This window comes from Enterovibrio paralichthyis (genome assembly GCF_019209835.1).
Classification (GTDB): domain Bacteria; phylum Pseudomonadota; class Gammaproteobacteria; order Enterobacterales; family Vibrionaceae; genus Enterovibrio; species Enterovibrio paralichthyis.
The window spans coordinates 55,745-81,302 of record NZ_JAHUTS010000019.1 but is presented as its reverse complement, the minus strand read 5'-3'; the positions used below and the strand labels follow the sequence as shown (position 1 = coordinate 81,302).

The window sequence follows — 25,558 nt, the reverse complement described above, 5'->3', positions numbered from 1 at the left end:
TTGTGCACCGCCCGTGCACTTTGAGAGTACTAAGATGACAAACTTACTTAAATCTTTACCAGCACGCTGCTGGGTTATATCACTGGGGCTTTTTCTGGCGACTTTGGCTGCGGCTCATTTTTTTCCATCAGAAATATTAACGGCATTTGCCAAGTTAGCGGCTTTGCCATTTCTGTTCTGCACCGTCGTTTTTTTCAGCTACTTGGGATTCAAAGCGACCTGCAACCCCATCGGCCTTATAGCCATCACCACTATGTTTTTAGCAATCGCATATTGGCAAGCGAGTTGGACAATTGTTGGTTTGGGACTCTTTTTCTTAGCTATTTGTACTGGAATTAGATTCTTGAGTAGCCAAGTTAAAGATTCGGGTAGAACTTTGAGCATTGAAGAAAAATGGTATTGGTATAAGCTCCATTCGTTTTTTGATGGCTTTTATCCAAGGTATCCCAAAAAGCCAAAAAAATAGCCAGCCAACCACAAGCTGGCTACCTTCTATTTTCAGTTCCTTCCTGATGCCTGGTTATAGGCCCTAATATCGATCAAGTTGTTCTGAGCATAATCTCCCGCAAGCGATGCATTTGAGATCACCGCTATCTGCTTATCCACAAATGCTTTATCTTCTTTGGACACACTGTCAGGAATGTAAGCGCCACTCTCATCCTTTTGACGATACTCATTTAGCATTTGCTCCCTTAGACCTAGCATTTCAGGCGACCAACTCGATGAGTCTTCAGAGTTGAATACGCGCCCCGCCAAACCTTCATTGAAAGCTTGAGCGAACACTTGACTTTGAATCGGGGTCAATCCCATTCTCTGTCCTTCGCTGTATGCTTCCTGTTTAAAATCATCGGCGTACTGTTCTAAGAACTCACCGTATCGATTGTTAACTGCCGCACCGAATGCCCCAGCCAACATGGCTTCAGACTTAGTGCCCCAGTTAACTTCGGAGGCATACTGCGAACTCGATCCACTGTATGCATCATTAAACGCCGTCAAAGGATTTTCCAAAGAGGTTCCGGCATCAACGGCTGCTTTTAACCCATCCCATGTTGATTTGCTGGCCACAGTTGCATTGTGCAAGAAACCTCGTGAGCCAGGGTCTTCAAGCGCTTGCTCCTTGTAACTCTCATAGTCTTCGCCAAAGTGATTCAAGGTATGCAATGCTGCATCAGTATGCTTGCCACTGAAATCACCAATAGCACTGGCGCTGTTGAAGAACATTTCAGCACCAGAGACTCCGCTATCATCAGCCATAATGCGAGATCGCCACTGAGAGCCAGCTTCACTGTTTAGTCCAGATTGATAGGTACTTGTGTCAGTAGCTACGGTCTGCTGAGCTTGCTGCTGATGCGCATTCAGCTGTCCATCTACACCAGAAAGATTGGTTTGGTAAGCAGATTGAGCCGAATTGAACTGCGTTTGAACTGTTGCAGCATCCTCATAGCCTCCCAGAACACCTGATTCAACTTGGCTTTGAGTGCCACCAAAAGTAGGTGCCGTTGATGACAAGCCTTCATTAGAGCGTGGCTGAATAGATCGTAAATCGGCTCCGGTAGCCATGGCCATAACAGTCATTGCTGCTTGATAGTCATTGTCTCGTTCAGCGGGCGTAGAGGAGTTGCTATAGGTTAAAGACTCCATAGCTGCGGCCACATACGCCTGATTATCATCAGGTAGCAAGCGCTGATACATTGGAAGGTTTTCACGTAATCGGTTACCTGCTTCAACATGCTGGTTCATATAGCGACCTAAATAATCCATGACTTCAGGATTATCCGCTGCTAATCGAGTTAACGTCGCACCATCCGTGTTCCTTTGTCCTGATAGACTGTAGCTGGCCTGATCAAGCTCACTAAAGCGGTTTGATGCCGTGATAACGTCTTGTGCTGAACTCTGAAGTGACTGATAGTCTTGATTAGACAACGACATCTCAACGCCAGAGCGTCTTGAATCTGAAAAGTCCTTAACCATCGCATCGCGAAACTCAGCACGTCGTGAATCACTCGATGCCAAGCTTTGCATCTCCCCAGTGAGCGTATTTGCGCTCGTAGACCGAGAACTGCCTTCTGACGACTCAACTTGGCCACTAAAGTTACCACCTAGATCCAACCCAGCTCGTACCCTTGATAGTTTTGGTACACGAGATGAATCTGGCTTATCAACTCCAGGCAAATTACCTTGTGGAGAATCATTGCCTCCCGTTCCAAGAAGCCTCCCAAGAAAACCCTTATCGGCAACTTCTTTCTCACCGGGATTAGTAATGGTTCCATCGCCACCAACCCTTAGCCCGCCAGATAACACGCCCGATACCAAGCCACGTACAGCGTCTTTTTTATCGTCTCCGAAACCATACCGTGTTTGCAGGTCATCAGTGACCTGATTAACAACGGCGCTAGATGCGGAATTAGAAGAACCAATCTGACGTCCAACCGAAGAAAGGTTGTCGTAACTTAGCTTTTCACCAAAAGTTCGGCTCATGGTATTGCCAACTTGACGGCTAAAGGCTTGAGTTGCCTGAGTCATGGATTCTTTTGCAGAGCCGACCATTGAACCCACCGCATTTCCGACAGAGAAACTGCTAAGTAGGTTTGACGCGCCGGTCATAGCAGAACCAGTGAGGGCTGAATTTTGGAACATTGACTGTGATTGCATCACCGGGGCATTTTTCGCGACATCTGGACTTGCCATCTTTTCATCAATGGCATCACCGTTTTGAAGACGTCCAGCCAAGTGGGTAGCGGTTATTGCTGAGCCATACACGAGCATGAGCGAAATCGCCGGAACACTCGACGCCAACATGCCGCCAGTAGCTATCCAGGTTTGCAGCACTGAATCCATCTGCATCATCCCAGCAAAAGATGGCACTTCTGTACCTGCAAAGGCATCAAGAGCCGACATTTTCCCAGCAACAGTTAAATGGATATATAGGTTAATGATGGCCATGACAGGCATCCAAAGTTGAATCCAAAGCAGGATTAACAAGTACTTCCCGGCCATTCGCATCCCGATTTGGCCAAGGGCAATCACAAAGGCCATCAATGGGGTGATGGCGTAAATGAAACCCTCAAAAAACGTCATCATCGGACGAACGATACTTTGGAACAGGGTCTGCTCCGCCGCCCATTGCGTATTGCGCTGCTCAATCGCTTGGTTAACCATCACGGCAGCGGTGAAAGCTTGATCATCCATATACTTGCCCGTCACGCTTTGCTCATAAATAGGCAAAAGCACCGACGCGGTCATGTACTCTTGGGTGTTAACCGAAGCCAAACCAAGGTTATTCAGTGCATTTCGGATCACGTCATCAGTATCAGTAGCTGACGAAGTCCCCAATGAGGCTGACAGAACCTGTTTAAGCCTTGGAATGAAGGTTGATTCTGTCATGAGTTTCAGCTGGCTATAGGCATCGGAGCAGTCCAAATCGCTACTGCTACCACTGAGCATGATGCGCGTGCCATAAATGCGCGAATCAAACCTAATCGCAGTCATCGGGTTAGGATCACTCAGCACCTGATCGAGGTTCTTTTGGCCAATGTCGATACCAATCAAGGTGCACTCTTTGATGTAATTAAACCACGATTGCTCGATGTCCGAGCCGCCGACACGATTTGCATCACCCAACCCAGAGCGATCCATCACCTGTTTTCTCACTTTAATCAGTGACTGTAAACTGGATGCAAAGCCGTATTCCGTCATGGCGGGAGTTGAGAACGCCGTTTCAAACAATCGCGTGATTTGAAAGCCAACAGTCGAAATCGTACTGCCTGCGGCAGCAACACCGATAGGTACATTATCAACCACTCGAACTTGCCCCGTGTACGCATCCTCAATGCTCACTCGGGTACTGGGTCCAAACATGGTTGCAAAGACTAGCCATGAGACTAAAACGTGCTGAAAGTTAATCCCACGACCACCTTGCATTAAAGCCTGAACAGAGACCATCAATACCCCAATGAGCAAGCCAATGCGAACCATTGAAGTAAAGTCGCCTGTACCAGTGATCATCGCGACAGCGTTCAAGACCTGCTCTAAAAATGCCGAATCCCCGATGGAATAGATCTCCCACATGACCTATTCCCCCAGTGCCGTAGATTTAACGGTGTAATAACGCTGCTTGCGAATGGTCTGAATCACCTGATTAAAATGCGCCAGCAATTCTTGCTCTGAACCGTATCTTCGCTGTAACGCGGCGTATTCCTCATTGATTTGGCGACGTGCACGCTCAAGATCTTCCGTTAACAACTTCGCATAGGCATGATCTTCCACACCAGAGGTGCTTCTAGCTGCATTGAGCATGTCTTCAACCAATGCTCGGGCCATCTCAACAGCAATAAATGGTGCCGCTCTTGAAGCAAACGACCTAGCAGCTCCTTCATTTAATGCAGAAAGTGTTCGAATCATGCCGCCAATGCTCGCAGGAGCCGAGGTCATAAAAGCTTTTTCAGTGGTGCTAGCTGCCCCTGTATTTCGAGCAAATTTAAAAATAATGCCGTTACTAGAACCTGTACCTAGAAGTAAATTTTCTACCTGGGTTGATAACCCAGTAAGAGTCACGTTAGTAATTGTCGGGTTCAGACAACCGTCTTGCGTCACTGTGTCACATCGGTACATAGCGACGTTACCGCCGTGAATTAGATGCTCAATAGTCACTTTATTGCCATTCAGCCTGGTCAGTTTTGGGGCTTTACCTTGGCCATCAGCGGCATTAGCTAGATCACCAACAATGATCGAACCCGTCACAGACATAACCGCTTCTAGAAAACGGTCATCCCCCGATGCAAACCAGCTTGATGCAGAGTGACGTTTCAGTGCTCGCCAAACCAAGTTGCCTTTAATCGTTTTGTTCACATCAGATGCCGCGACACTTGAAGCATTCTCGTAAGGGTTCTTACCATTGGATTCACTCCAACTGGTAAAAATGTCTCCAGCCCCTTTAAGTGAGCTCAACATGCTGGCTTCTGTTTGCCCCTTCTTACCAAAGGCGGACAGGGTATCGTTCACGACTCCCTGAGCCATTTGACAGGAATTGCCAAAATACTCGTTCAACTGCTGGATTTTCTTTTGCAGAGTCTCCATGTGCTGGGAACATTTCTCACACATAGCACTGAGCGCCAATTGGAATGCGTACCCCTTGGCATTTGCCGCTACAGAGCGAAGCAATTGAACGAACTGATCAGCATTAACAAATGACAAACTTCCAGCGAACATATCAATGCCGCCACAACCTGCTTGGAATGATGGAGGCACCATAGAGACGAGGTTCTCGTTCATGATTCTGTTACGGACAACAACACTTCCGCCAGATATAACGCCACGCCGCTGACTCTCGAATACACCAGGCGCAGTGGTGTTGGTCATTGAACCAAATAACTGGTTCATCTCCTGTTGCAAGCTTGCTTGGCTTATAGAAGAAAAACCAATCGCACAGGCGATTAGCGATACTTGGAATACTTTTTTCATCGTTATAACCCTCCTTGTGCACGCAAATAGCGAACAAGGAACTCAGGGTCCTGTAATATCTTCTCGTTAAGCTCTTGGGCTGACATCGCGAGTGACACGCCGGGCTGAACAGGTCTGGTGGCATAGTAAGTTTGATCGTCAATCCAACCGGCTTGATGGGCTGCGAGAATGATTCGATTATTGAGCTCATCAAGGCTCATTGCACCTTGGCCAATTGGAGTAATAACATTAGGCGGGTCTACTAAGAACACAGCTGGAACAGTCGTAACGGACAGGGATTGAGCTTGTCCTGAATCGACTTTGTAGTTTGGAAATTCTCCACCAGGTAAAGGCAAGCCATCGACAGCAATAGCAAACACCTCGAAACCGTAGTTCAAGGCTATGGACTCAATAATTGGCGCTTGAGCATGGCAGTAAGGGCAATCCGAACGATAAAAGAAGAACAAGCCTGCTCGCTTTGCTACTTCACCTAAAGCTACATCACGTTGAGCGCCAGCTTCTCGGTCCATCCGATTGGCGGCATAAGTCGCCAAGGGTCTACGACTGATTTCATCCAAAACAGGATCGCCCATGACCACCTGCTGACTAACATCAGCAAACTGTGAACCCTTATCCATCATGACGCGCTGAAGATACAGATAAGCCCTGACATTCTCATTCGTCGGCTCATCAATTGCCTTGTCCATGAACGACTGCATGTGCTCACGAAACCAGGCAGCACTGAAAGGCTTTAGCCCGCTCTGACTCGACTCTGCCGCACCAGATTCCGGCTTTATAAGCTCTTCATCCTCCGCTGGCTCAGGAATGACCTGATACCAAAACCAGCCTTCCTGACCACGCTGATAGAATTGCCCATCACTAGCATGGGCGGGCAAGATGAATAGAAAGAAAATAATGATTGGGATGGTCACCCATAGGATAAACCAAGGTAACAAAGGCGTTCTCATTGTCAGCTCCAGAAAATTTCATAGAGCTAACATGCTAAAGATCCACGTTAGAGCGATTGAACAGATAGATGAAGGAATTGTGAGTGTTTCTGACTATCCTGTGTGTTCGACAAAAATAGGTAAAACCTTTAAATTACTTTAATTTGAATCATGGATGAAATTGATGATGATTTTTCTGTGAGGAGCAAATTTCCGACGTTTACCTCAAAAAATCGAATGTAGGCATCACCTGAGTACCAACATTCGATTTTAAACATCAGTCTATCAAAATTATACCCTTGCTAAACAACAGAGTTTTCGTAAGTTAAGGTATTGATAGAGTAACTTTTCCTTTTACATGCTCTACACATAGCTTAGCTTTCATTTCGTCACCTTCAAAGTCATATACAAAAAGTGCTGGCTGATAAAGATCGAAAGCTTGGCCCACGAATACACTAGCTGCATTAGATGCACAGATGAGCAAGTGAATACGCTTAACAGCAAATTGGTCATGAAGTTTTTTCAGTATTCCATGAAGTTCACTTTTTAATTCCAACCCGTTTTCCGGATGCGGGATCGCCGCATTACCCATTTGCTTGGCTACGATTTCAATCTCTGGATAACCGAGAGCTGTTGCAGTCTTTTTCATTACTTCAGGATATTGGGTTAACGCTATAGAGATCGTGACTTCAGGTGATGTTCCTATTTCGTTCTTCCAGTTCACCTTGTAAGGTGTGTCTGAACGATAATCCTGAGGCCAAACCCAGCAGTTTCCATCTCGATATCTAAGCATTGGCGTGATTTCAGATTTATTTCCTAGACATGCCCCTAATCCGACCAAGGCAGGCATTGGTCCAAATGCGAATAGTGCCGCTCGATATCCATAATTCTTTGTTTGATTGACTATGGTTTCGGCTTCTTCTGTGACAATTTCGTCCATTTCTTTGACAAAACTTTCAGGTTTGGTTCTGTATCGGCGCTCATTGTCACTAAGGTTATTCAATGCTCCTCTAATGCGAGTTCTTAACCTAGATAAGCTTCCTGCAATGTCTCTTGATTCAGGGGGGGAAACAACGTGTCCGCCTACAGGCCAAAGAACTGAAAATACAGGAATAGGCTGAAAACTCAGTCCTTCAAGTAATTTCTCAGTACTAATTAAAAAATCCGTTCGCATTTGAGTAAGTCTAGATGCAGGGTAATCAGCACACGCAACTCTATCGATTAATCGGTGATGTTTGTCGCATAGAAGTAGGATATTAGCTGGCTCATTTGAAAGTTCTTCAGATAGATAAGGTATCCCCCTTGGGCCACTCTCGGAAGACGCAACATTGTGAGCCAAGTATGAATAGTTACCAGATGCTCCCGTTAGATAATCAATATCCAACCTATCCCCGCAGCCTTCAAACATACAATAGCCATGACTATCCCGCATAACTTGATTGATTGTCGACTGTGTGAAATCTTTGCCACGACCTTTATTAAATCGCTGTTCGATATTCCTAGAGATATAGTCAACAACGTCATTGACTGACAAGACTATAGATTGGTTAACACAGGAATCCCATATTTTTAATAACGAATCTATTGCTCCATACTCGTCTTTGGAAAGGTTTCGGCCCTGGAGGTGGCGAACCTCAATATTATCCCCACAACCCATCAATGAAAAAGCATCTTTAAGCTCCGCATCAATTATGTTAAGCCGAAAACTGGCTCGGAACTCATGTGAATACAATATATATATCTGGTTTTTCACACGCTCGTCGGTAAGTAATCCAACATGCTCCCACGCAAAAGATGTCTTAATACTCGATAGAAACTCCGTGAGCTTGTCTAATGACTCTATGGGATAAAAACATGCTTGATGAAAATTTAACCTCTCGTCAGTCATCGATTTGTTCCTTAAAAATTCTTTTAAAATATCCGTTAATCTCCCGAAAGATACAGACGTCCTTCTGACCAACAATCACAAAGACTAATTCTCTGTCAGGGTTACGTTTTATGCATTTCTTCCAATCTGTAATATCAATATTCGACGGGGTGGGTGTTACTTCAGGATGTGTATGCCATGTGCCTAAGTAGCCTAGTTTGCCATGCGAGATTTTGTAATAAGAATCAACCGATTTCTGGTGATGTGGGGCACGCATATTAAAGTTAACTCTGGTGGCAGAATCCTCCTTCTGGGGAGTAGTGCAGTGTTCTAACCAGAACTCATTTGCGTCAGCAGACTGAGAACCAATCAATGCCCCAAAAGCTTCGCTTCTATCACGCGACATCTGCCTGTAAGAATACCAAAGATCAATTAGCTCTTCGGAAAGGTAAATTTTCGTATCTTTGATGCCCGTATCTTGCTCAATGAGTACAGACATCGCAGTCCTCATCAACCAAAGGTAAGTATTCAAGCGAACTGCTGAAATTGTAGTAACGATGAGTCAGCCTGATGCCCTCCGCCATTGCATCTTCATCTAAACCCTTCCAGCTGACCTTACAAGACTCATTTTGTTTACCTTCCAAATACCGAATTGCCAAATTCGCTGCCATGACAGCTGTTTGAGCCGAACTCGCTGCGCCATATGAAATAAATTGTTCTCCACAGCCAGCAACGCTTTTCATGGTTACCTGGTCAGGTTCGATAAAATTCATATTCGACACCAGACCTCTGCAACCTGTTTCCTGGCAAACGTAAGAGCACAATAGGCAACCCTTAGCATTGGAAATATCCAATGTTGCATGGCCACCGACACCATAACCTTCCAACCAACTGTTAATTACTGCAACTTTTGAGTTGGTATCCAAAAGGTATTGTTTAAACAATCGTTCCTGGGTCGGATTGCCTATAGCAATAACGATCAGGTCAAAATCATTCATACGGCTACTTCGAGCAAACTCCATCAGTTTATCTAGTTTCCATTGTGCACAAGACCAGGGAAATTGTCGTTGAAGAGCTACACTTAAGGCTACGGTTTTAGGTGCTCCCACCCAATGCTGTTCTAAAATATGGCGATATAGATTATTGATTTCATATAAGTCAGGATCTACTAATGTTAAATGCCTAATACCGGCAGCAGACAACTTATGCGCAATTTCACTGCCTACTGAACCAACACCTATCACAGCTACCTTTTTGCCTGCTAACGTCAGAATACCACCACCACGTTCCACAGTATTTTCTTGATTGAAGAGCCGTATAGGTAAAGCTTCTAATTTCCAGTTTTTTAGCTTTTCACCTGATAGTGGTAGCGCTTTTTTGGCTTTACCGCTAAGTTTCAGTGCGAACCAAGTACGTTCATCATTAACAGTCTTGGCGGTAAATACGACCCAATAAGCAGTTTCACGCCATTGACCGTATTTTTGTTGTAATTCAGTTCTAACCTTTATCGGTAGCGAAGATATTGTATGTAAATACCATTCATCGAGAGCATCTGAATGTTTAGGTGCAGGAGTAAGTGTCTCGATTGGAATCACAACCGCTTTTCCTGCTATGCGTCGATTATCTTTCTGTATAGACAGCTGAATATCACTGATACCCGAAAGCGAATCATCAGCCGGGTGAACCATATAGTGGCTTTCGATGCCAAATTGTTTGCCATTTACCGGGCTATATACCGATAACGTTTGTAGGACTGGTTTTGCGATATTTGCCAACAAGGGTTTAAAGCTATCTGGATCACAGATTCGCAACCAGTCACTGTAGAACTCACGAAGCAATTCACTATGGTTCCAATCTGGATTCGTTATGCACTTCTCTAACAATGAGATATGTCTGCGAAGCGATTCCTCTACAACTAATAGTGGTTGTTCGAAATTGACTGATAGGGACTCTGGTGCATTAACACAAACAGCGCCAATCTGAATCCCCGCATATTCATGAACAGATACATGAGCCAGCCTGCCTAAGAAATCAGGGTTAATTAAGAAAAATCCGGGTAGGCTATAGTAAGGAGGATCTTCTACCATCATCAATTGTATGGCGTGATTAAGGATCGTTGTTTCCACTACGATCCTCTCTCCTGCACCTGCTTCAATGGTTATGCAGTTGAAGCCCTGCTTGATAAGGTGCTGTTTTATTTCGCTTAGCAAATTATGCTCCCTGTGACGTTCCAACTACCCCAGCACTGCTATAAGCCACTTTCTTGGCATTACTGTCTTGCTCCTTTTCTGGCACTTCAAAATCGCCACCGAAAAGCCCCTGCATAATTTCACATTGTTTACGCAAAGAGTCCTCGTTCAATGCCTGATCAAGTTTAGTCAGCATCGCATTCAGCTTATTATAGAGCTGTGTTCCAGTGTCAATGCTACTGTTTTCAAACACATTTCTGTATGGTTGAACCGGTAACCGCACATTGACTTTGTACTTACCATCATCAACCCACTGGAAATAATTGGCATTCAAAATTGCTGAAACAGTGTCGCGCAGCGATTGCAAGTCACTGACTTTGCCGTCATCGCTGATAGATGGACAAAACTTGTCTTTCAGCATTAGTGTAAGTCCAATTGAAAACACTTTTTTGCCAACATTTTGGCCGAACTTTTCGTCGCGCCAGCGTTTTACGTATCTGACCAAGCGTTTAACCTGTCTGATTTTCAGGTCTGCTGATCCAATGTACTGGCTGCTGTCATTAACATGTTGTATCAGTTTTTTTGGCTCGGAAGGAGACCACACGCGGTTTTCTGCATTTGAGTTTAATTTACCCACTGCCAGTTCATACCGCTCATCTCGTTTCCGGTATATGACAATGTCGATATGCAGGTTTAAATTCATGTAGTCAGCAGTGACACAAGGCTTTTTGATTTTTGCATTTTTAAAGCCGCGCTTTTCCAATACTTTTAGCACAAGCTTTTTAACTTCAACTGGATCATCAGGAGCACTGTCTGTATCAATAACCACTGCTCTATCGATATCAAAGTCAGCTTCAGGGTGCTTTATGCCTGTATACATGCTTAAAGAACCCTGAATAAATGTTTCTATTATTGGATAACCCGCGTTTTTAAATTCGGTTTTGAGTTCGTCCAAGATACTATTATCCTTGGCTCTGGCTTCCCGATAGGCTTCATCCTCTCTGCCGAGTTTTATCTTGTCATGAAATTTTATGAACTTGTTTTGCACAGACATATTTAGATATCTCCAGTTGAAACATTCTAAAGCTTGCCGAAAACTGGCAGACTTCTCGGTGTCGTAGCATCTAGCATCAGGTGGCTTAAATATCCCACAGCAGCGCACAGTGCTAACAGACGGATAGCTTTTTCAGTTCGGTCTTCCGGCTTCCAGTCATATACTTTCTTCAGGCCATACCCAACTAAACCCACAAAGGCCAGACTATGAAAGAACTGCCTGTGATTTGGATTTTTAAATGCAGGCTCGACAATGTCTGGCAGTTTCCCGAACAACGAACCAGCCACCGGGGCGGCCAAAAGTAGTTCGGGCTTATCTTTTATCGCTTCTTTTTCCAATAGCGCGATTGCTAATCCAGATGTAGCGCCTGTTAATGCATGTGCAAAACCATTCAATTTACTTCTCCTTTCTTACACCTTTGAACGGGCGCTTATCAGATGTTTTAACATCCATAAATTGGCCGGTGTCAGCGTCTCGTTTTACCCAATGGCCACTATGGGTTTGAGTTTGCGAGCGACTTTTCACCGCTCCTATGCGACGGCCATCACCAACAGGGGCATTTTTTGCCATTAGACACCTCATTAACTCTGGTTTAGATTTCAACTACTGTTAATATGCTACATCTTATAGCGAAACAGATCAACAGCTGTTAATATATAAATCAACGGAGGGATATTTTATGGCTGACAAAATTCAACAAGCCGCACTTATCAGTAAAAACATAAAACACATGCGAGAGTTACTTGGTTGGACACAGTCAAGGCTGGCTAGCGAGGCTGGGATAACAGCAGCAGCACTGAGCAAAATAGAAAAAGACGAAGGCCGAATGCCAACTATTGTTGTGCTAAGAAAGATCGCTGCGGCACTAGGTGTAAAACCCTATGAAATAACCGGAGAAGATGCTCCGGAAGATTCAGGAGATAAAACCACTGAATTCTATCGAAAGTGGGGAGAACTTGATAAGCTGCCAGAACAGGACCAGCGTATATTACGAGAAATGATGGAACGCTTCACCAAGAAGTAAGGAGTTGGTATGGAAGAACAAAAAGGAGCAAAGGAGGCCGAATCTTTACTTGAAGATCTGGGTTTTGATCATTTACCTATAAATGTAAATCAATTTATTAATGCTATTTCGGACGAAAGCTTCCCTGTTAGCATAGAATTCTTTGCTTTTGAATCTGATCAGTTTTTAGGTAAGGCTGTAGGCAATGAAAATGGGGCAGGCATTATTATCAATAGTAATATTCCTGATTCTCGACGACTAAACTTCACTTCGGCACATGAAATAGGACATGTCTGCATGCACATCATGCAAGGCTCTTCTCAGAATTTTGCGTGTGGCAACTCTGAGATGGGTGATTACTTTAAAGATCCACTCGAACGCCAAGCGAATGGCTTTGCATCTGGATTATTAATGCCTAGGCGGTTAGTTAAGCCTTTGACTGATGGCGAAGTAAATTGGCATAACATCAAGCAAATATCTGATTTCTGCAACACATCTTTGGAAGCTGTTTTTAGAAGACTAGCATGGCTTGAGAAAGCGCCAGTAGCAATGGTAATCCACCAAAACAAGCAGTTTAAGCGTTTTGTTCCTACTGCGCATTTTGATTTTTATATTCAAAAGACCAACCTATCTACCGATCAATTAGCTTCTTGTGTAGATGTAAATTACCAAGCTTATCCAAATGAATATGATGTTGTAGATCCTATAGATTGGGTCGTACCTAAGCGTAATGGAATTCTATTAACCGAGTTATACGCCAGCTCAATTCTGTTGAAGGATGGGTTTATTTATACTTTATTAAGCTACGATGATGACTGCTTGGAAGAAGTTGAAGATTTAGATAATCTGGAAATGGAGCACTCTCAACATTCTGGTCGAAAATGAATGAAATACATCTTTTAAGTTTTTGGCATATAGAGAACATTTTCTATCTGCTAGTTCCAAATATTCTCACTTAGCTACGAAGACAGTAACCAACGTTTTTATTAAACCATTTGGCACAACAACGAAGTGCATATTGCTACCAACATGCTGCCAGAACTCGGCCTCTTGTGCATATTTTTTTGATTTTTGGATAGCGACGCGTCCTGGTAACTGTGCTTTAGTTAGCCCTGAGCATAGCAGCTTTGTGCACAAAGCCTTCCAAGGATGCTTAGGTACACCGTCTGAAAGCCTTTCCACGAATCTTTCTAGCGCGTGACGAGTCACCACGACAGGTCCAATGTTCGGAACGTTGATGACCTCATCGATTTCTCTCACTGAAACATTATCGACGCTGTATTCTTCGAAGGAATGTGAGAGCCAATCTTCCCGTTTTTCTACCGAGATCTGTGCTTCTTGGTAACGGGTGAGCAAAAACCTAGTCAGGCTGTAAAGTGAATGCTGAGTTGAGCGTTGTTTCTGTAACTTTTTGATGGCTCCTTTACTGACTCGGATTTGAAGCCCATTGCCGCTTCGGTTACTTCCCATCACCTCTTTCACTGACAGTAGGTGGTGAATTGCATAGAGCTCAGCGGCAATTGGCTTTTGCTGCTCAGGTAGCATGTCGTATTGCTCACCTAAATTGACCTTTAGCTCACCACCTCTTCGAAGGCCGGTCTTCCAGTAAACCGTAAACTCACCATCAATCTGCTTTGTTAACAGGGTTAATACCATCATGTTTGTTCTCCTATTGGTTATCTATTTTTCATTCTCCATGTTTTTTCAAATATGCAAGGCGCAAAAAAGGGGCCGAAGCCCCTTGGATCAGATATGAACTTTCGGAAAGCCCATGGCACCGTAAACATTCAGCACATCATTCCAATCCCAACTTTTCACGCCGAGTGACGTTGGTATCGGAGGGATCAGGACTTGTGTCAGGATGCCTTTTTGCCAGGCTTTTTTCTTGAGTTCATTCGCTGCATTCAGGCCGGTCTCAGAGAGATCGTGGTCTGCCCAGATGTACAGCATTTTCACATTACTTGGTGGTTCAAACCTAGCCAGTAGGGTTGCATTCACAACCGACCAACATGTTTGCCCCGTTGCTCTGGTAACAGCTAAAGCCGTCTCTATACCTTCAGAAACACCTAATACCTCACCAGGCTCACCTATCGGAATGGCACCACCAGTGATTGTTCGGTCACTTGGTATCGGCATCATCTTTTTAGGCTTTTCAACCGGCGCTTTGAATCCATCTTCACTTAGGTAGATCCGATGAAACGTGGCCGAACGCCCTTGCTGAGTAACGATTTTACCAAGCAGTGCTGGGTAGCTATCGATAAACAGACCATCTTCATCATGGTAAGGCAAGTTAGGATGAAACCTCAGCACCGAATCCCATTCAGGACGAAGCCTCGTCACAATGCCACGACGATGTAAGTAGTTCCAAACAGGTTGCGCACGAGTATCTGCAAGAGATAACGTTTCTCCCCAGGTTTGATTCAAGCGATGGATAATCGCTTTGTCCTCTTCCTGCTTTCTAGCCTTCCAATCAACAGCGTTGCTCAGTATTACCCGAGTTGGTACTTGTCCGGGTTGAATACCTAGAACTTGACCGATTGCTTCAATAGACTGAGCAAAGTTCCATCCATTAATCCAAGACAACAGTTCAAAGCCATCATGAAAGATACCGCAGGTGTTACAAACGCCACCTCCGGTATATTCAGCATCTTTGAACAGCCTAAAGCCATCACGACCGCCATGAATAGGGCAAGCCACATGACGGCCTTTTCGAGCAATAGCGGTATCAAGTTCTGGCACCAATGCCGCCAAGACTTGAAGCCATTGGCCATTAAGATATGGCCTTACTGTTTCAATTTGTAAAGGTAACGCCATATAACCTCCTTAAGTAAAATGCCGACTCCTACCACAGGTGGTAAAAGTCAGCTTAGGTCCTGCATTAGCCGTTCGGTTAATACAGGAGCGTTAGTCAAGCTGGATACCATGTCGTCTTAATAGCCACATGATGGACTCACGAAGCACATCAGGATCGACAACGGCAGCCATCGCGCAAACACGAAAGCAAAATGGCGCTATTTCGTCATTTTGAATCCACGACAACACATCCTTGCGCAACCGAGTACTGACACGACCGTCCAGCAATACACGGATCGCATCCAATAGAATGCCTTCGCGTAACTGCCAGATTTCCGTGTCAGACCAAGTGACTGGGGCATCATCAAACTCAAATAGAAATTCGAGCTGTGATGACGTGTGTTGATAGGACTGCTTTTGTGATGAAGGAGAATGGGCAATGCGCCCATTCATTAAAGATAACCGCGTTCGGCAAGCGAAACGCAGCCCTCGGATGCGACCACGACATGGTCAAGCGTTCGAATATCAACAAGTGACAAGGCGTCACGGAGTCGATGAGTGATGCGTTTATCAGCTTCACTGGGTTCAGGATCACCCGATGGATGGTTATGAACCAGTATCACTGCTGCCGCATTAAGTTCTAGCGCTCGTTTTGTTACTTCCCTTGGATAAACGCTCGCTGCATCTAAAGTGCCTTTGAACAGCTCTTCAAATCGAATAACGCGATGCTTTGTATCAAGAAACAGTACGCCAAAGACTTCGTGCTCATACTCGTGCATCAGTGTTTGCAGGTATGAGAACGCCGACGATGGCTGTTCAATTTTTCGACCTTTACTCAATCGACCACGGGCAAGCTTGAGCGCCATATCTAAGATATCCGCTTCAGTCACTTGCTCAGGAACGATGTAAGTACCGGCTTCTTCGCCAGCTAAGAACTTTCTGTTTTTCATAGGAGTCTCCAAAAAAAAACGGAGACGAACCCATGCCCTGAAGGGGACGGAATCGTCCCCGCAGGGTGGTAAAATGGATGTGGTTACTGAATTAACAGTTGTTGTGTTACTTCGAATAACTCACGCTTAAGATCTTTGACGTCGTTAATCACGATGCTTCGAGGAAAGAATTTCTCAACACTGCGTGTTTGAATCCCGATCCCCAGCAGCTCAAAGCCACTGCGTCTGCACCGGTCAACAATGTCATGCGTGGCAGCCCAATCATCTGGGTCACCATCCGTTAGCACTATCATTAGCTTTCGCTTCTGTTTTTGTGCTAACAAACTGTTTGCCGCAAACCACATTGCTTGTGCCATAGGGGTACAACCTCGTGGTTTTTGGTCAAAACAGGCGGCCCGATGTCGAACCGATTGCTTGGGCAATAACGCGATAGAAACTTCCTGATGAATACCAGGAAAATAACTGACCGCAGGTACAACACCCGGTATGCCTTCCAGTGCCATGGCCAAAGCCAAAGCGGCTTCATTGGCAACATGAAAGTACTTGCGATTACCTTCGCCAATGGGCTTACCCATTGAGCCCGATATATCAACAAGCAAGTGCACAGCAGCATTGGGCGCAATGCGCGGCTGCCTTTGAATAAACAATCTCGACTCACCTGCTTGTGAAGCGGCAAGACGATGAGTTGCAACTCGAAGACCGTACCGTTTGGCATGATTCCGATTGTCCTGACTGGACTGAACCATGCCCCTAAGTCGGGCTCGAATTTGAGCCGACTCAGACGCCGATAAGGTCAAAATGGCCTCATCACCCAACATAGCCTGCTCTGCTTGGGGCAAACTGAGTGGAGTGACGCCCTGATGTCCTTCAGCTTGTTCCGACAACACTTCTGCCACTTGGGCAAAGGTATCGGGTTCAAACTGAGCGGCACTGGCCTCTAAGGCTTGTCGCAAATTGTCAGCTTGATCAGAGTTATCAGAATCACTCGTTTCAGCAGCATCCCCTGTTGCAGACGAACCTGTTTCCGGGGTTTGACTGTCACTACTGCTATTGCTGTCATTACTCGCATCTTGTCCAATGTCATCACCGCCATCAGCATCAGACTCATCCTGTGGTGGACGAGATTCTTCTTCCAACATGGCAACGATGGCATCGACAAGTTTCAGCACTTCACCTGTAGATGCCAGGCTAGGCACTGCTGTCAGCATAGCGCTTAACCGGCTCATCGCTGCGGCAGGAAAGAGTTGTCTCACTCTTTCATCAACAGCTTGATACAAAGGCGTCAGCGCTTTCTGGCCCAGAAAATGGCATCTCAAGCGAAACAACAACCAGGCTTGCAAGTTAGATGCAGGCTCAGGCTGTTCAGGTACACACATTTGCTGTGTGTCCACCATGTACTCAATCACTTGCGAAATACTGCGCCGGGTTCCGGGGTAATCCTTTGCCAATTCGTTTTCAATGCGCACATCCTCAATAATATTGAGAAGTGCCTTACGGATCGGCTTAGACGACGCCTTCTTCACCATGTCAAAATTGGTATGCCGAATATGCGCCGCTTCATGAGCCAGATAACCCCAAGCTATCTGTTGATAGTGTGGGTCGTCTGGGTTTGCTGTTGGGATCACAATCCGCTCACCATCGGTAAACGCATCTTGTCCTTGAATAAGCACCTTCACACCAAACTTTTCGCCATAAGCGGCGGCAACGATTGGCAGTGCGTTTTTTAATGGATGATTCATGGGAGTCTCCTAATTATTAGGGGGAATACTCCCTCAGCGGGAGCGTTTCCCCGCTGGGAATGTAAGTGTTTAAACCTGTGCTTTTAGCTTATCCAGGTCGTATTTTTGACCTAACCAAGCCACCAATTGAGCTGGACTCTCGTGCTGCTCAAATGACGTTTTAAGCTGGTCTAAACTCAGGATGTCATCCAATGTCAGACCGTACTGGTCTTGTAACTGAGTAGACACCTCGTGTTGATATTGCAGCCAGGCCCGCTCATAAGCGGTTTGCTGCAATGCCATGTTTGGAACAAATACCATGGCCGTTACCCAAACTCCTTGTGCGTCCGCATCTGCGATCAAAACAGGGTTCTTGGGGATCAAGACACTATGTGTTGAGTACGACCGTTGTACTAACGTTCGACAACACGCCACTTCTGGTATCGATTCACTTTCAACCGCATCAGTCACACCACGAAAATGTGCTTCAAACTGGTTCAGTTGGCTGGGGTTATGGATGGTTGATTGCATAATTTCCTCTTACATAGTTCAGAGGACATGCGCCCTTCAGGGCAACATGCCCTCAAGGACGTTAGAAATAAAATGAGTTTGGTACAGTCGAACCAAGGTTTGGTCTGACGGTTGGTTGTGGTATTGCACACAAGTTATCTGCCTGAGCAGATACTGGCTGTGCGGGTTTAGGTTCAGGTTTGGGCATCAGTTGTCTGATATCCAATTGTCCTTCACCGTGCATTCTCATCTTGTCTGGATCAGACAAAATTAAAATGGTCGCCATCAGTTCGTGATAGAGATTGTCTGTCACAGGGCCGGTCTTCGGCAGACGAACAAATAAATTGTCCATCGCTTCGACCATCGGCTGAACTCGATGATCCAGGAATGACAAACCATCCAACTTGTCTCTTAACCGTTTGAGAGGGTTAAGGGCTCGCTGACTGATTTGATTCTTACCTGCAACGGAACGCTCAAAGAGATCATTGGCATCACGAGCCACCTCCCTAAAGAGGGTGTGTCCCATACCATTGACCTTGTCATCTAAGCCACCAGCTTGGTCAGCCGGTTGCATTCGATAGATGGCATAATCGAACTGAAGCCGTTGTTCCACGTCTTCGATGGGTGACAGCGCACGCCGGATTGCATCTGCAAATTCCGGGTGTTTTGCAACCCAGTCAAACGTCACCTGATCATAGTTGTCCAAGAACAACTGCTTGCACTGCGCAAACTCCTGACCGATCCGGTCAAGTTCTGGAACAATTTGATCAATTCGGTCTTCAGGGACGGCATAGCCACCTAAGAACCGCACACCGACTTGCTCACACAAGCGCTGCGCTTCTTTCTTAAGCCTTTCAAAGTTCGCCAATGCCTCAGGGTCGCAAATTTTTTTACTCCCTAAGCTGGCAACATCCTTCGGTGGAAGTTGGCTGCCATTGGCTAGTCTGAAATCTTCAGGCCTTAGTTTTTTTCTACCGCTCCAGATGGAACAGTCGATGTGACAAATCAAAAGTTTGTCGAGGGTTTGAATACTCATAGTACATCCTCATGCGAGATGGGGACGCACCACTCCCAACAGGAGCAATGGCCCCCATTTGGGTGGTAGTCGTTGACGCGCTAATGGCAACATCACTATCAGAAATAGTAATTTTGCGAATCAGGCGACGATTGGTTGAGATCGATTTTCGCAGGCATTAAGTCCAGTGCTTCAGCAATCGGGCGAACCCGCTCTAAATCACTGCCTAGTAACCGCAATACATCTTTTTCCAACTTCAGTTGGTCGGATACTTCTATCCCTTCAGGACTCGCTACTGTGAGCGAACACAGAGGTGGTAATTGACGCTTAAAGGCCAGTAACAGCAACAATGGCCACGGGCCATCATCAGTGTTAACAATGCCAGCGCCTTCACCTGACACCATGCTGATTTGATTGGTACTAGGTAATCCGCTTTTGCAAAACCCTAATGACCATTCTCCAATCCTGACCTGGTTATCATCAATAACAGCCAAGCCATAGGCTTCAAGCAGCTTTGCCATATCGAACAACGCTTTTTGAGCCAGCGAGATTTGGCCATTGACGTCCTTGCGAGTACGAAACTCCCAACTGACGTTATTGGCGCACGCGACGCTATCTAGCGCATTTGAGAGTTCAAATGGCCGCCCTTGATGATCAATGCCGACTTGTCCAACAAATCGATAACCCTTGTTGATTTTCTCATTGATTCTTCGGTCTGCTTCAGCGTTAGGATCAGTCGAATCAATCAATCGCTGCTGCGACAATTGACCGGCTTTTCCAAACCGAACTTCAATCTCCTGGGTGTCTGATCCAACGTAAATGGCCCATTCTTTGGCTGTCCCATCAGAATGACTGTAACGGTAAAGAGCAAAGCACTTTTCCATCATCAATCCTCCCAGTGGTCACCGAAGACATCAGCGGCAATACGGTGAATGGCTTCACGTTGCTCCAACTCAGCACGAGCCGTCAAAGACCGAACCAGTGCATACTCCACTGCGTTAGGAGCGCCTTTAAAAGCAAGTGTTAGCTTTGCCCAGCGCACCAAGGTCCGAGTGGACATGGTGATACTAAGCTCAGCACCGCCATCCGCGCCCCCAATAAAAAGACGACGAATGTCACCAGCCACTTTCACCATTTTTTGGCGAAAGACCTCTGGCAAGCCCGGCGCAACATTCTCCAGAATGGCTTCCTCTACAGATGGCTCTGCATAGGTCGCTTCAATGATTCTAAAGCGATCAAGGAAAGCCAAATTCTGTTGAAGCACACCTTGATACAAGCCCGTCTGGTCACCGCTGCCCGCACTGTTGCCGGTAGCGATAAAACGAAACTTGTTATGTGGCATGATGATCTCACCGCCATTTTGTGCGATGACCAACGGGGCACCTTCCAAAATGTCATTGAGTCCAGCCAGTTCAGCAGGCTCAGCAAGATCCATTTCATTAATGATCAGCAAATGGCCATGCTTTACAGCCAGTGCTAGCGGTCCATACACAAAGGTCATGTTGCCATTAACCAGCGTGTGGTGACCGATAAGATCGGACAACTCCAATCGACCATGCGCAGTAATTTGCTGAACAGGCCAATTCAATCGAGAAGCAACTTGGCAAATTAGCGAGGTCTTACCGCATCCTGTGGGGCCTGTAATATACAAACCGTCACCGTCTGGGTTAGACAAGAACGCCAATACGTCACGTAAGTCTTCTTTTCTAAAAACATACTCGTCCTTGCGAACGGGAATGTTTGGATGGGTAGTGTCGGCACTAAATCCTTCCAGAACGAAAGCATCAGGAGCCGGGACATTAAACGCTTGATTCACTTGAACCAAAAATGGGGATTGTTCAGTCATGGTAAACCTCATTAGTTTTAACGAGGCCCCATGCCCCAACAGGGAATGAAGTCCCCGTCGGGTGGTGTGTTGATTGTGGTATGGCTGTGTATGTGAGAGTTCAGCTCGCTCTATCATTCGTACCCAGCATTGGCTACGAGTGAAACTGCTTTCTGATGCACTCGATGTAAGCGCATGAGAAAGGAGCCGAAATCGGCTCCAAGTGAACGTTAAAAGTAAAATGAGCTCGGCGAGTCACCTGGCAGAACCAAGTTATCTTGCTCAAGACTGATTTTGATTGGTGTTTCAACGGGCTGCTCTGGCTTATTGGTGCTAATGCGCAACCGCTCTTGTGGCACTTTTCGGTAAGCGGCTAAAACCTGTTCATCCAGCTCGCCTAACTTATCGGTGGCCAATTGCTTATAGTCCACCGTGCCCGCCATCATGTAGCGGCTGAGTTTGACCCCAGCATAGTCGGCATGAGCGTAGTTACCCATCATGGCGACCAATTTTGACTGGGCGTCTCGCATTTCCTCTTTCAAAGATTTAATGTGATTTTCCAGTCGGACCACTTCGGCATGTGCTGAGCAATACTGTCGAGACAGCGATGTCCAACGGTATTGGGCTTCACCCTTGGGAACAAAACAATCTTGCTCAGGGCATTTTGACGGTTCTTTTTTGGTCTGTACTAACTCCCAAAACTGAAGCGCTGTTTCTTGCAACTCAGTTAAGAACGCCGCGTCTCGTTGTATTTCAAACTCAATCAGTTGATCCTCAAAATAGAAAACCAACCAACCTCGCGTGCTATTGGCGACCAGTATTTGATGCTGTACTTGCACCCAATACAACTGATATGCCTCGCTTTGTTCTCTGTGAGCTTGCACATCCTCAAAAACTGACTGGCAAGGACATTTCAATTCAACGGGTTCACCCGCATCGTTGATGCCATCAAAGCTAGCTCGAAAGATTGCGTTATGATCGGCTTCTGCACATAACGGCAGAAGAAAGTCATTATGCGCATTCTCAAATGCTCGCCTTGCTTGAGGCTCCAACCGAATACCTCGAAGCACATTAGGATTATTCGACAGGTCTTCCGGTAATACGAATCCGGTTTTTTCTGCCCATAATCGCCAAGGTGTTTTGTAGGGTGAACGCCCCATAATAATTGGGGCTTCAGATGCCGTAACCCCTGCAATGCGCCACTGGTGCCATGCAGGAGTACGTTGTGATAGGTCGATAACCTTCATATTGCCTCCTTTGAGGGGAGACTCCCCCGAAGGAGAGAACTCCCCTTCAGGGTTAAGTGGTTACTTTGCAGCTTGTGCTAACGCTGTTTGGTGCTGAACAACACTTGCTTGAACCGAATCAATTGCCGCTATACCGGCTTGAATCGAACCTACGACAAGGGCAACAACCAATACCAAGCGAAAAAGTGAGGCTGATTTAGTCATGGAAGATCTCCAAAAAAAGACGAGACCTTCCCCCTGACGGGAGAATAATCCCGCCAGGGTTCGTAAAATGAATGCGTGGCGCTAAGAAGCTACAGGCTGTGTGAGCGCTTTGGCTGCTTGTTGCTGTGCATTAAATATTTCTTGTTTCGCAAACGTCAGTTCAACACCTTGAAAATGTTCATTGGCATATTCCAATGCACTATTCCATGCGTTTGAAGCTTCCGCCCGCTCGATAAGCTTGTAAACAAGCCCTCGGGTTCGATCATCAACTTGCGCAGGTGGAATCACAGATGGCTCAACAACGTGTGTTGCTTGGCCTTCGATAATTCGCTCCGCTTCGTCTTGATCGAAAATTCCCACAAAGCCAAACGCAATGCGGGAACACTGGATCATGGATTTATGTCTTAGCATTCGCTTAGTGTGCGTCTGCCATGGACCATCTACACGGTAAGGGCCATTTTTGCCGTTACCTTCAAAAGGCGGTCGATAGACTTCATCCAGATACTCAGTGATTTTGACTGGGTGCGAACGGTCGCGCCGATAGATGATGCATTCCATCCATTCAGGGCATTCTTTCGCGCCATCCAGTGAGACTTTGTTTTCTGAAGTCTTGAACTCCATGCCATCAAACTGGTCGTGTTGATTGATGATGCGAGACCATCCATCGACACCTACCACTGGAATAATTCCAGCTTGTTTATCAGGGAACGCAAAAATCTCTTTGGTGAAAGGGTTCAAGCCGTACTGATCTGCAACCACCAAGAGCGCCATCATCTGCTCATTGGTCGGTGCACTACCGTCACGTTGCTTGAATGCTGTTGCTTTTAGGGTATCGAACAACTTATTTGGATCGACACTAAAGCGCTCAGCAAAGCGTTGGATTAGCTTTGGTTTTTCCATTTTGGACTCCGACAATCAAAGTGGGAGTCTGCCCCTGACGGGAAAGTACTCCCGACTGGGTTAAAGCGTTTTCGCTCAGTTAAAAATCTGGTTCAGGATATGTTTGTGCCCAATTACCTTGGGAGCCCGCATCATCTGCCGGTGATGGCTCGGATGCTTTGTTCACACTATCAAGAAGCAGAAATTCGTCCGCGTCCACTTCGGTCAATCGATGCTTAATACCATCTTTCTCCCATGAGCGCGTGCGCTGAGGCCCTTGAACAAAAAGCTTCGCTCCTTTTTGGATCAAATCTTTTGCTCTTAGCCCTAACTTAAATCCACCACGGTCTCGAAAAACGATCCGATGCCATTCCGTATGCTCTTTAAGCTCATTGGATTGACGGTCGCGCCATTTCTCAGAAGTGGCCAGTGAAATACTGGTCACTAAATCACCTGATGGATAGGCTCGTGTCTCTGGCTCAGAGCCAACGTAGCCTATGAGTGTTACTTGGTTTTTCATGATGTTCTCCTCGTCTTAGTTGAACTCTGTGCACACAGTCGCTTCTACCCGGCTGGGCAAAGAAGACTGACGACGCAGATAGGTTGGTATTTCGAGTAAAGCCATGTCGTACTGATGTGGCTCTTTGTAAAACGCAGATGTCAAACGGGGCATACCAGGAGCTTTAGGCACTGCCATTGGACGACGTTTTGGTGTTGGTGTGAGCAACCGCTTGATTTGAGTAAATACAAATCGAAACGGGCGCACGCTTTGACGAGCAAGCAATCGCAAAAGCGACCAGCTCAGTTTTGCAAGTAACATAATGCCTGCGATTTGGATAATAAATCCGAAGATATATTCCATTGGTGACTCCTTATGTTGGTTTTGAAGGAGTCACCCCCAACTGGGGAAAACTCCCCCAGTTGGGTGGTGAAAAGGCGAACCGTAAGGAACGCATGGTTGAGCATGTAAAAACATGCAGGCTATTTGTTTAAGGAGGCTAGCTACCTCTTAGTACCACTGAGAAAACTCAGCGGCGGGCTTCCTTTGAGCTCATGCTCTCAGGCGCAGATATCACTGAAACAGATCAGCAATATTTGATAGTCAGTGTAACCGTCTTATCCAGACAGGATAGTTAGAAAGATGCTCAATTCTTCCACCTAGCTGAAAGGCCATTACCTCACAGAGGATTAGTCTAGGGACTGATTATTGTCATATCAGGAGCAAACTTATGGCCCAAGCAAAACCCAATTACTCAAAACCCATCTTTGAACAATCATTCACAATTAACAGCTTACAGGCGCAACGTGTCGTTGACCGTGTTTTTAGGCGCACGGTCAGTGCGCTTTACGGAATCGATGTCATCCTACGCATCATTGGCGATGAGAACGAAATTGATGAAGTGGAACAGATCATTAGCCAGTTGATCGAGGATTGCGCTAAGGCGGTAGACAAAGAACAAGCTCGTTTGGACAAACTGATGGAGTCCAACGGCATCGATGAAGTACCTGACTACACCGACCCGATTACCTTCATCGCCAAAATCAGCTCGCCTCAGGTTGGCCAGTTTGTCGGCTTAGTTCGCAAACTCGATGCGTTGATGATCTCAATGGACACACTCTGGTTGTCTAGCGTGCTTAGCAACAAGCAACGTGTTGATGGCAACTACGCATGGCAACAGCGCATCATCAAACTGGCTCGACGCATAATTGATATCGAAATTCGAGCACGAAAATCAGCCCAAGCTAAGGGTAAAGAAGCAGAAGTTGAGCAAGCGGTGCCTTCAACCGATGACGATATCACTGAAGAGGAAACAGATAACCCCGCCAACTAGCCAACTAGGCTCCCATCAACCAGCCCCTCTCGAAGGGGCTCTTCATCTTGCTGTATTTTCTATCAAAATCATTAAAATGAATTTAA

General features: G+C 46.0%; 27 protein-coding genes. 4 read left to right on the top strand and 23 right to left on the bottom strand.

Annotated features, from left to right (window positions below):
* The first annotated feature begins 34 nt into the window (after positions 1-34).
* Positions 35-466, top strand: a complete 432-nt coding sequence (gene eexS / locus KU854_RS18600) for an entry exclusion protein EexS (RefSeq protein ID WP_218359878.1) — start codon at positions 35-37, stop codon at positions 464-466.
* 32 nt (positions 467-498) lie between these two features.
* Here the strand turns inward: eexS and KU854_RS18595 are convergent, their stop codons facing one another.
* From KU854_RS18595 to KU854_RS18555, 9 genes are all read right to left on the bottom strand, one after another.
* Positions 499-4,068: a conjugal transfer protein TraG N-terminal domain-containing protein gene (locus KU854_RS18595; RefSeq protein ID WP_218359877.1), complete on the bottom strand. Its 3,570-nt coding sequence runs from the start codon at positions 4,066-4,068 to the stop codon at positions 499-501.
* A gap of 3 nt (positions 4,069-4,071) precedes the next feature.
* Entirely contained in the window at positions 4,072-5,460 is a 1,389-nt protein-coding gene (locus KU854_RS18590) for a conjugal transfer protein TraH (protein WP_218359876.1), read from the bottom strand.
* A gap of 2 nt (positions 5,461-5,462) precedes the next feature.
* Positions 5,463-6,407 (bottom strand): thioredoxin family protein, encoded by a 945-nt coding sequence (locus tag KU854_RS18585; RefSeq protein WP_218359875.1) that lies wholly within the window; start codon positions 6,405-6,407, stop codon positions 5,463-5,465.
* Between the two features lie 304 nt (positions 6,408-6,711).
* Positions 6,712-8,274 (bottom strand): SAVED domain-containing protein, encoded by a 1,563-nt coding sequence (locus KU854_RS18580; RefSeq protein WP_218359874.1) that lies wholly within the window; start codon positions 8,272-8,274, stop codon positions 6,712-6,714.
* Complete coding sequence (locus KU854_RS18575) at positions 8,267-8,752, bottom strand: Mov34/MPN/PAD-1 family protein (protein WP_218359873.1); 486 nt, start codon at positions 8,750-8,752, stop codon at positions 8,267-8,269. The genes KU854_RS18580 and KU854_RS18575 overlap by 8 nt, the downstream gene beginning before the upstream one ends.
* A complete protein-coding gene (locus KU854_RS18570; RefSeq protein WP_218359872.1) occupies positions 8,736-10,463 on the bottom strand; it encodes a ThiF family adenylyltransferase in 1,728 nt (575 codons plus the stop codon). The genes KU854_RS18575 and KU854_RS18570 overlap by 17 nt, the downstream gene beginning before the upstream one ends.
* 1 nt (position 10,464) lies before the next feature.
* Positions 10,465-11,496: a nucleotidyltransferase domain-containing protein gene (locus tag KU854_RS18565; RefSeq protein WP_218359871.1), complete on the bottom strand. Its 1,032-nt coding sequence runs from the start codon at positions 11,494-11,496 to the stop codon at positions 10,465-10,467.
* 26 nt (positions 11,497-11,522) lie between these two features.
* Positions 11,523-11,891 carry a metal-dependent hydrolase gene (locus KU854_RS18560; protein ID WP_119908940.1) on the bottom strand — a complete coding sequence of 123 codons (369 nt, stop codon included), beginning with the start codon at positions 11,889-11,891 and terminating at the stop codon, positions 11,523-11,525.
* 1 nt (position 11,892) lies between these two features.
* The gene (locus KU854_RS18555; protein WP_193239125.1) at positions 11,893-12,066 is read right to left on the bottom strand and encodes a hypothetical protein; all 174 of its coding nucleotides are present in this window, start codon (positions 12,064-12,066) and stop codon (positions 11,893-11,895) included.
* A 109-nt stretch (positions 12,067-12,175) separates the two neighbouring features.
* Between KU854_RS18555 and KU854_RS18550 the strand changes: the two genes are divergently transcribed.
* Both KU854_RS18550 and KU854_RS18545 read left to right on the top strand, forming a co-directional pair.
* Positions 12,176-12,520: a helix-turn-helix domain-containing protein gene (locus tag KU854_RS18550; protein WP_218359870.1), complete on the top strand. Its 345-nt coding sequence runs from the start codon at positions 12,176-12,178 to the stop codon at positions 12,518-12,520.
* 9 nt (positions 12,521-12,529) lie between these two features.
* Positions 12,530-13,384, top strand: coding sequence for an ImmA/IrrE family metallo-endopeptidase (locus tag KU854_RS18545; protein ID WP_218359869.1), 855 nt, complete (start codon positions 12,530-12,532; stop codon positions 13,382-13,384).
* Positions 13,385-13,450: 66 nt separating this feature from the next.
* Here KU854_RS18545 and KU854_RS18540 read toward each other — a convergent pair whose 3' ends face one another.
* The 14 genes from KU854_RS18540 to KU854_RS18475 all read right to left on the bottom strand — a co-directional run bounded on the left by KU854_RS18540 (position 13,451) and on the right by KU854_RS18475 (position 24,502).
* The gene (locus tag KU854_RS18540; protein WP_218359868.1) at positions 13,451-14,158 is read right to left on the bottom strand and encodes a hypothetical protein; all 708 of its coding nucleotides are present in this window, start codon (positions 14,156-14,158) and stop codon (positions 13,451-13,453) included.
* 87 nt (positions 14,159-14,245) lie between these two features.
* Positions 14,246-15,313 carry a DUF7146 domain-containing protein gene (locus KU854_RS18535; protein WP_218359867.1) on the bottom strand — a complete coding sequence of 356 codons (1,068 nt, stop codon included), beginning with the start codon at positions 15,311-15,313 and terminating at the stop codon, positions 14,246-14,248.
* Positions 15,314-15,403: 90 nt separating this feature from the next.
* Positions 15,404-15,745 (bottom strand): hypothetical protein, encoded by a 342-nt coding sequence (locus KU854_RS18530; protein ID WP_032475691.1) that lies wholly within the window; start codon positions 15,743-15,745, stop codon positions 15,404-15,406.
* Complete coding sequence (radC, locus tag KU854_RS18525; protein WP_200905311.1) at positions 15,745-16,158, bottom strand: RadC family protein; 414 nt, start codon at positions 16,156-16,158, stop codon at positions 15,745-15,747. The genes KU854_RS18530 and radC overlap by 1 nt, the downstream gene beginning before the upstream one ends.
* Positions 16,159-16,325: 167 nt before the next feature.
* Positions 16,326-17,981, bottom strand: coding sequence for a VWA domain-containing protein (locus KU854_RS18520; RefSeq protein WP_218359866.1), 1,656 nt, complete (start codon positions 17,979-17,981; stop codon positions 16,326-16,328).
* Positions 17,982-18,050: 69 nt separating this feature from the next.
* Positions 18,051-18,491: a hypothetical protein gene (locus KU854_RS18515; RefSeq protein ID WP_022614431.1), complete on the bottom strand. Its 441-nt coding sequence runs from the start codon at positions 18,489-18,491 to the stop codon at positions 18,051-18,053.
* Positions 18,492-18,552: 61 nt separating this feature from the next.
* Positions 18,553-19,506: a DUF3150 domain-containing protein gene (locus KU854_RS18510; protein WP_175080742.1), complete on the bottom strand. Its 954-nt coding sequence runs from the start codon at positions 19,504-19,506 to the stop codon at positions 18,553-18,555.
* 98 nt (positions 19,507-19,604) lie between these two features.
* Positions 19,605-20,372: a hypothetical protein gene (locus tag KU854_RS18505; RefSeq protein WP_032469939.1), complete on the bottom strand. Its 768-nt coding sequence runs from the start codon at positions 20,370-20,372 to the stop codon at positions 19,605-19,607.
* The gene (locus tag KU854_RS18500; protein WP_007104990.1) at positions 20,372-21,331 is read right to left on the bottom strand and encodes an AAA family ATPase; all 960 of its coding nucleotides are present in this window, start codon (positions 21,329-21,331) and stop codon (positions 20,372-20,374) included. The genes KU854_RS18505 and KU854_RS18500 overlap by 1 nt, the downstream gene beginning before the upstream one ends.
* Before the next feature lie 209 nt (positions 21,332-21,540).
* Entirely contained in the window at positions 21,541-22,557 is a 1,017-nt protein-coding gene (locus KU854_RS18495) for a YqaJ viral recombinase family nuclease (RefSeq protein ID WP_218359865.1), read from the bottom strand.
* 60 nt (positions 22,558-22,617) lie between these two features.
* Entirely contained in the window at positions 22,618-22,761 is a 144-nt protein-coding gene (locus tag KU854_RS18490) for a hypothetical protein (RefSeq protein WP_008844794.1), read from the bottom strand.
* 81 nt (positions 22,762-22,842) lie between these two features.
* Positions 22,843-23,661: a phage recombination protein Bet gene (gene bet, locus KU854_RS18485; protein WP_218359864.1), complete on the bottom strand. Its 819-nt coding sequence runs from the start codon at positions 23,659-23,661 to the stop codon at positions 22,843-22,845.
* 79 nt (positions 23,662-23,740) lie between these two features.
* Positions 23,741-24,160: a single-stranded DNA-binding protein gene (locus KU854_RS18480; protein ID WP_218359863.1), complete on the bottom strand. Its 420-nt coding sequence runs from the start codon at positions 24,158-24,160 to the stop codon at positions 23,741-23,743.
* Between the two features lie 15 nt (positions 24,161-24,175).
* The gene (locus KU854_RS18475) at positions 24,176-24,502 is read right to left on the bottom strand and encodes a plasmid-related protein (RefSeq protein WP_067206285.1); all 327 of its coding nucleotides are present in this window, start codon (positions 24,500-24,502) and stop codon (positions 24,176-24,178) included.
* A 367-nt stretch (positions 24,503-24,869) separates the two neighbouring features.
* Between KU854_RS18475 and KU854_RS18470 the strand changes: the two genes are divergently transcribed.
* The gene (locus KU854_RS18470; RefSeq protein ID WP_218359862.1) at positions 24,870-25,472 is read left to right on the top strand and encodes a hypothetical protein; all 603 of its coding nucleotides are present in this window, start codon (positions 24,870-24,872) and stop codon (positions 25,470-25,472) included.
* Positions 25,473-25,558: the final 86 nt, after the last annotated feature.

Excerpts from the sequence above, each read along its gene's own strand:
- eexS (WP_218359878.1), top strand. The coding sequence starts at position 35 with ATGACAAACTTACTTAAATCTTTACCAGCACGCTGCTGGGTTATATCA.
- KU854_RS18595 (WP_218359877.1), bottom strand. The coding sequence starts at position 4,068 with ATGTGGGAGATCTATTCCATCGGGGATTCGGCATTTTTAGAGCAGGTC.
- KU854_RS18590 (WP_218359876.1), bottom strand. The coding sequence starts at position 5,460 with ATGAAAAAAGTATTCCAAGTATCGCTAATCGCCTGTGCGATTGGTTTT.
- KU854_RS18585 (WP_218359875.1), bottom strand. The coding sequence starts at position 6,407 with ATGAGAACGCCTTTGTTACCTTGGTTTATCCTATGGGTGACCATCCCA.
- KU854_RS18580 (WP_218359874.1), bottom strand. The coding sequence starts at position 8,274 with ATGACTGACGAGAGGTTAAATTTTCATCAAGCATGTTTTTATCCCATA.
- KU854_RS18575 (WP_218359873.1), bottom strand. The coding sequence starts at position 8,752 with ATGTCTGTACTCATTGAGCAAGATACGGGCATCAAAGATACGAAAATT.
- KU854_RS18565 (WP_218359871.1), bottom strand. The coding sequence starts at position 11,496 with ATGTCTGTGCAAAACAAGTTCATAAAATTTCATGACAAGATAAAACTC.
- KU854_RS18555 (WP_193239125.1), bottom strand. The coding sequence starts at position 12,066 with ATGGCAAAAAATGCCCCTGTTGGTGATGGCCGTCGCATAGGAGCGGTG.
- KU854_RS18550 (WP_218359870.1), top strand. The coding sequence starts at position 12,176 with ATGGCTGACAAAATTCAACAAGCCGCACTTATCAGTAAAAACATAAAA.
- KU854_RS18545 (WP_218359869.1), top strand. The coding sequence starts at position 12,530 with ATGGAAGAACAAAAAGGAGCAAAGGAGGCCGAATCTTTACTTGAAGAT.
- KU854_RS18540 (WP_218359868.1), bottom strand. The coding sequence starts at position 14,158 with ATGATGGTATTAACCCTGTTAACAAAGCAGATTGATGGTGAGTTTACG.
- KU854_RS18535 (WP_218359867.1), bottom strand. The coding sequence starts at position 15,313 with ATGGCGTTACCTTTACAAATTGAAACAGTAAGGCCATATCTTAATGGC.
- KU854_RS18530 (WP_032475691.1), bottom strand. The coding sequence starts at position 15,745 with ATGAATGGGCGCATTGCCCATTCTCCTTCATCACAAAAGCAGTCCTAT.
- radC (WP_200905311.1), bottom strand. The coding sequence starts at position 16,158 with ATGGCGCTCAAGCTTGCCCGTGGTCGATTGAGTAAAGGTCGAAAAATT.
- KU854_RS18520 (WP_218359866.1), bottom strand. The coding sequence starts at position 17,981 with ATGAATCATCCATTAAAAAACGCACTGCCAATCGTTGCCGCCGCTTAT.
- KU854_RS18515 (WP_022614431.1), bottom strand. The coding sequence starts at position 18,491 with ATGCAATCAACCATCCATAACCCCAGCCAACTGAACCAGTTTGAAGCA.
- KU854_RS18510 (WP_175080742.1), bottom strand. The coding sequence starts at position 19,506 with ATGAGTATTCAAACCCTCGACAAACTTTTGATTTGTCACATCGACTGT.
- KU854_RS18505 (WP_032469939.1), bottom strand. The coding sequence starts at position 20,372 with ATGATGGAAAAGTGCTTTGCTCTTTACCGTTACAGTCATTCTGATGGG.
- KU854_RS18500 (WP_007104990.1), bottom strand. The coding sequence starts at position 21,331 with ATGACTGAACAATCCCCATTTTTGGTTCAAGTGAATCAAGCGTTTAAT.
- KU854_RS18495 (WP_218359865.1), bottom strand. The coding sequence starts at position 22,557 with ATGAAGGTTATCGACCTATCACAACGTACTCCTGCATGGCACCAGTGG.
- KU854_RS18490 (WP_008844794.1), bottom strand. The coding sequence starts at position 22,761 with ATGACTAAATCAGCCTCACTTTTTCGCTTGGTATTGGTTGTTGCCCTT.
- bet (WP_218359864.1), bottom strand. The coding sequence starts at position 23,661 with ATGGAAAAACCAAAGCTAATCCAACGCTTTGCTGAGCGCTTTAGTGTC.
- KU854_RS18480 (WP_218359863.1), bottom strand. The coding sequence starts at position 24,160 with ATGAAAAACCAAGTAACACTCATAGGCTACGTTGGCTCTGAGCCAGAG.
- KU854_RS18475 (WP_067206285.1), bottom strand. The coding sequence starts at position 24,502 with ATGGAATATATCTTCGGATTTATTATCCAAATCGCAGGCATTATGTTA.
- KU854_RS18470 (WP_218359862.1), top strand. The coding sequence starts at position 24,870 with ATGGCCCAAGCAAAACCCAATTACTCAAAACCCATCTTTGAACAATCA.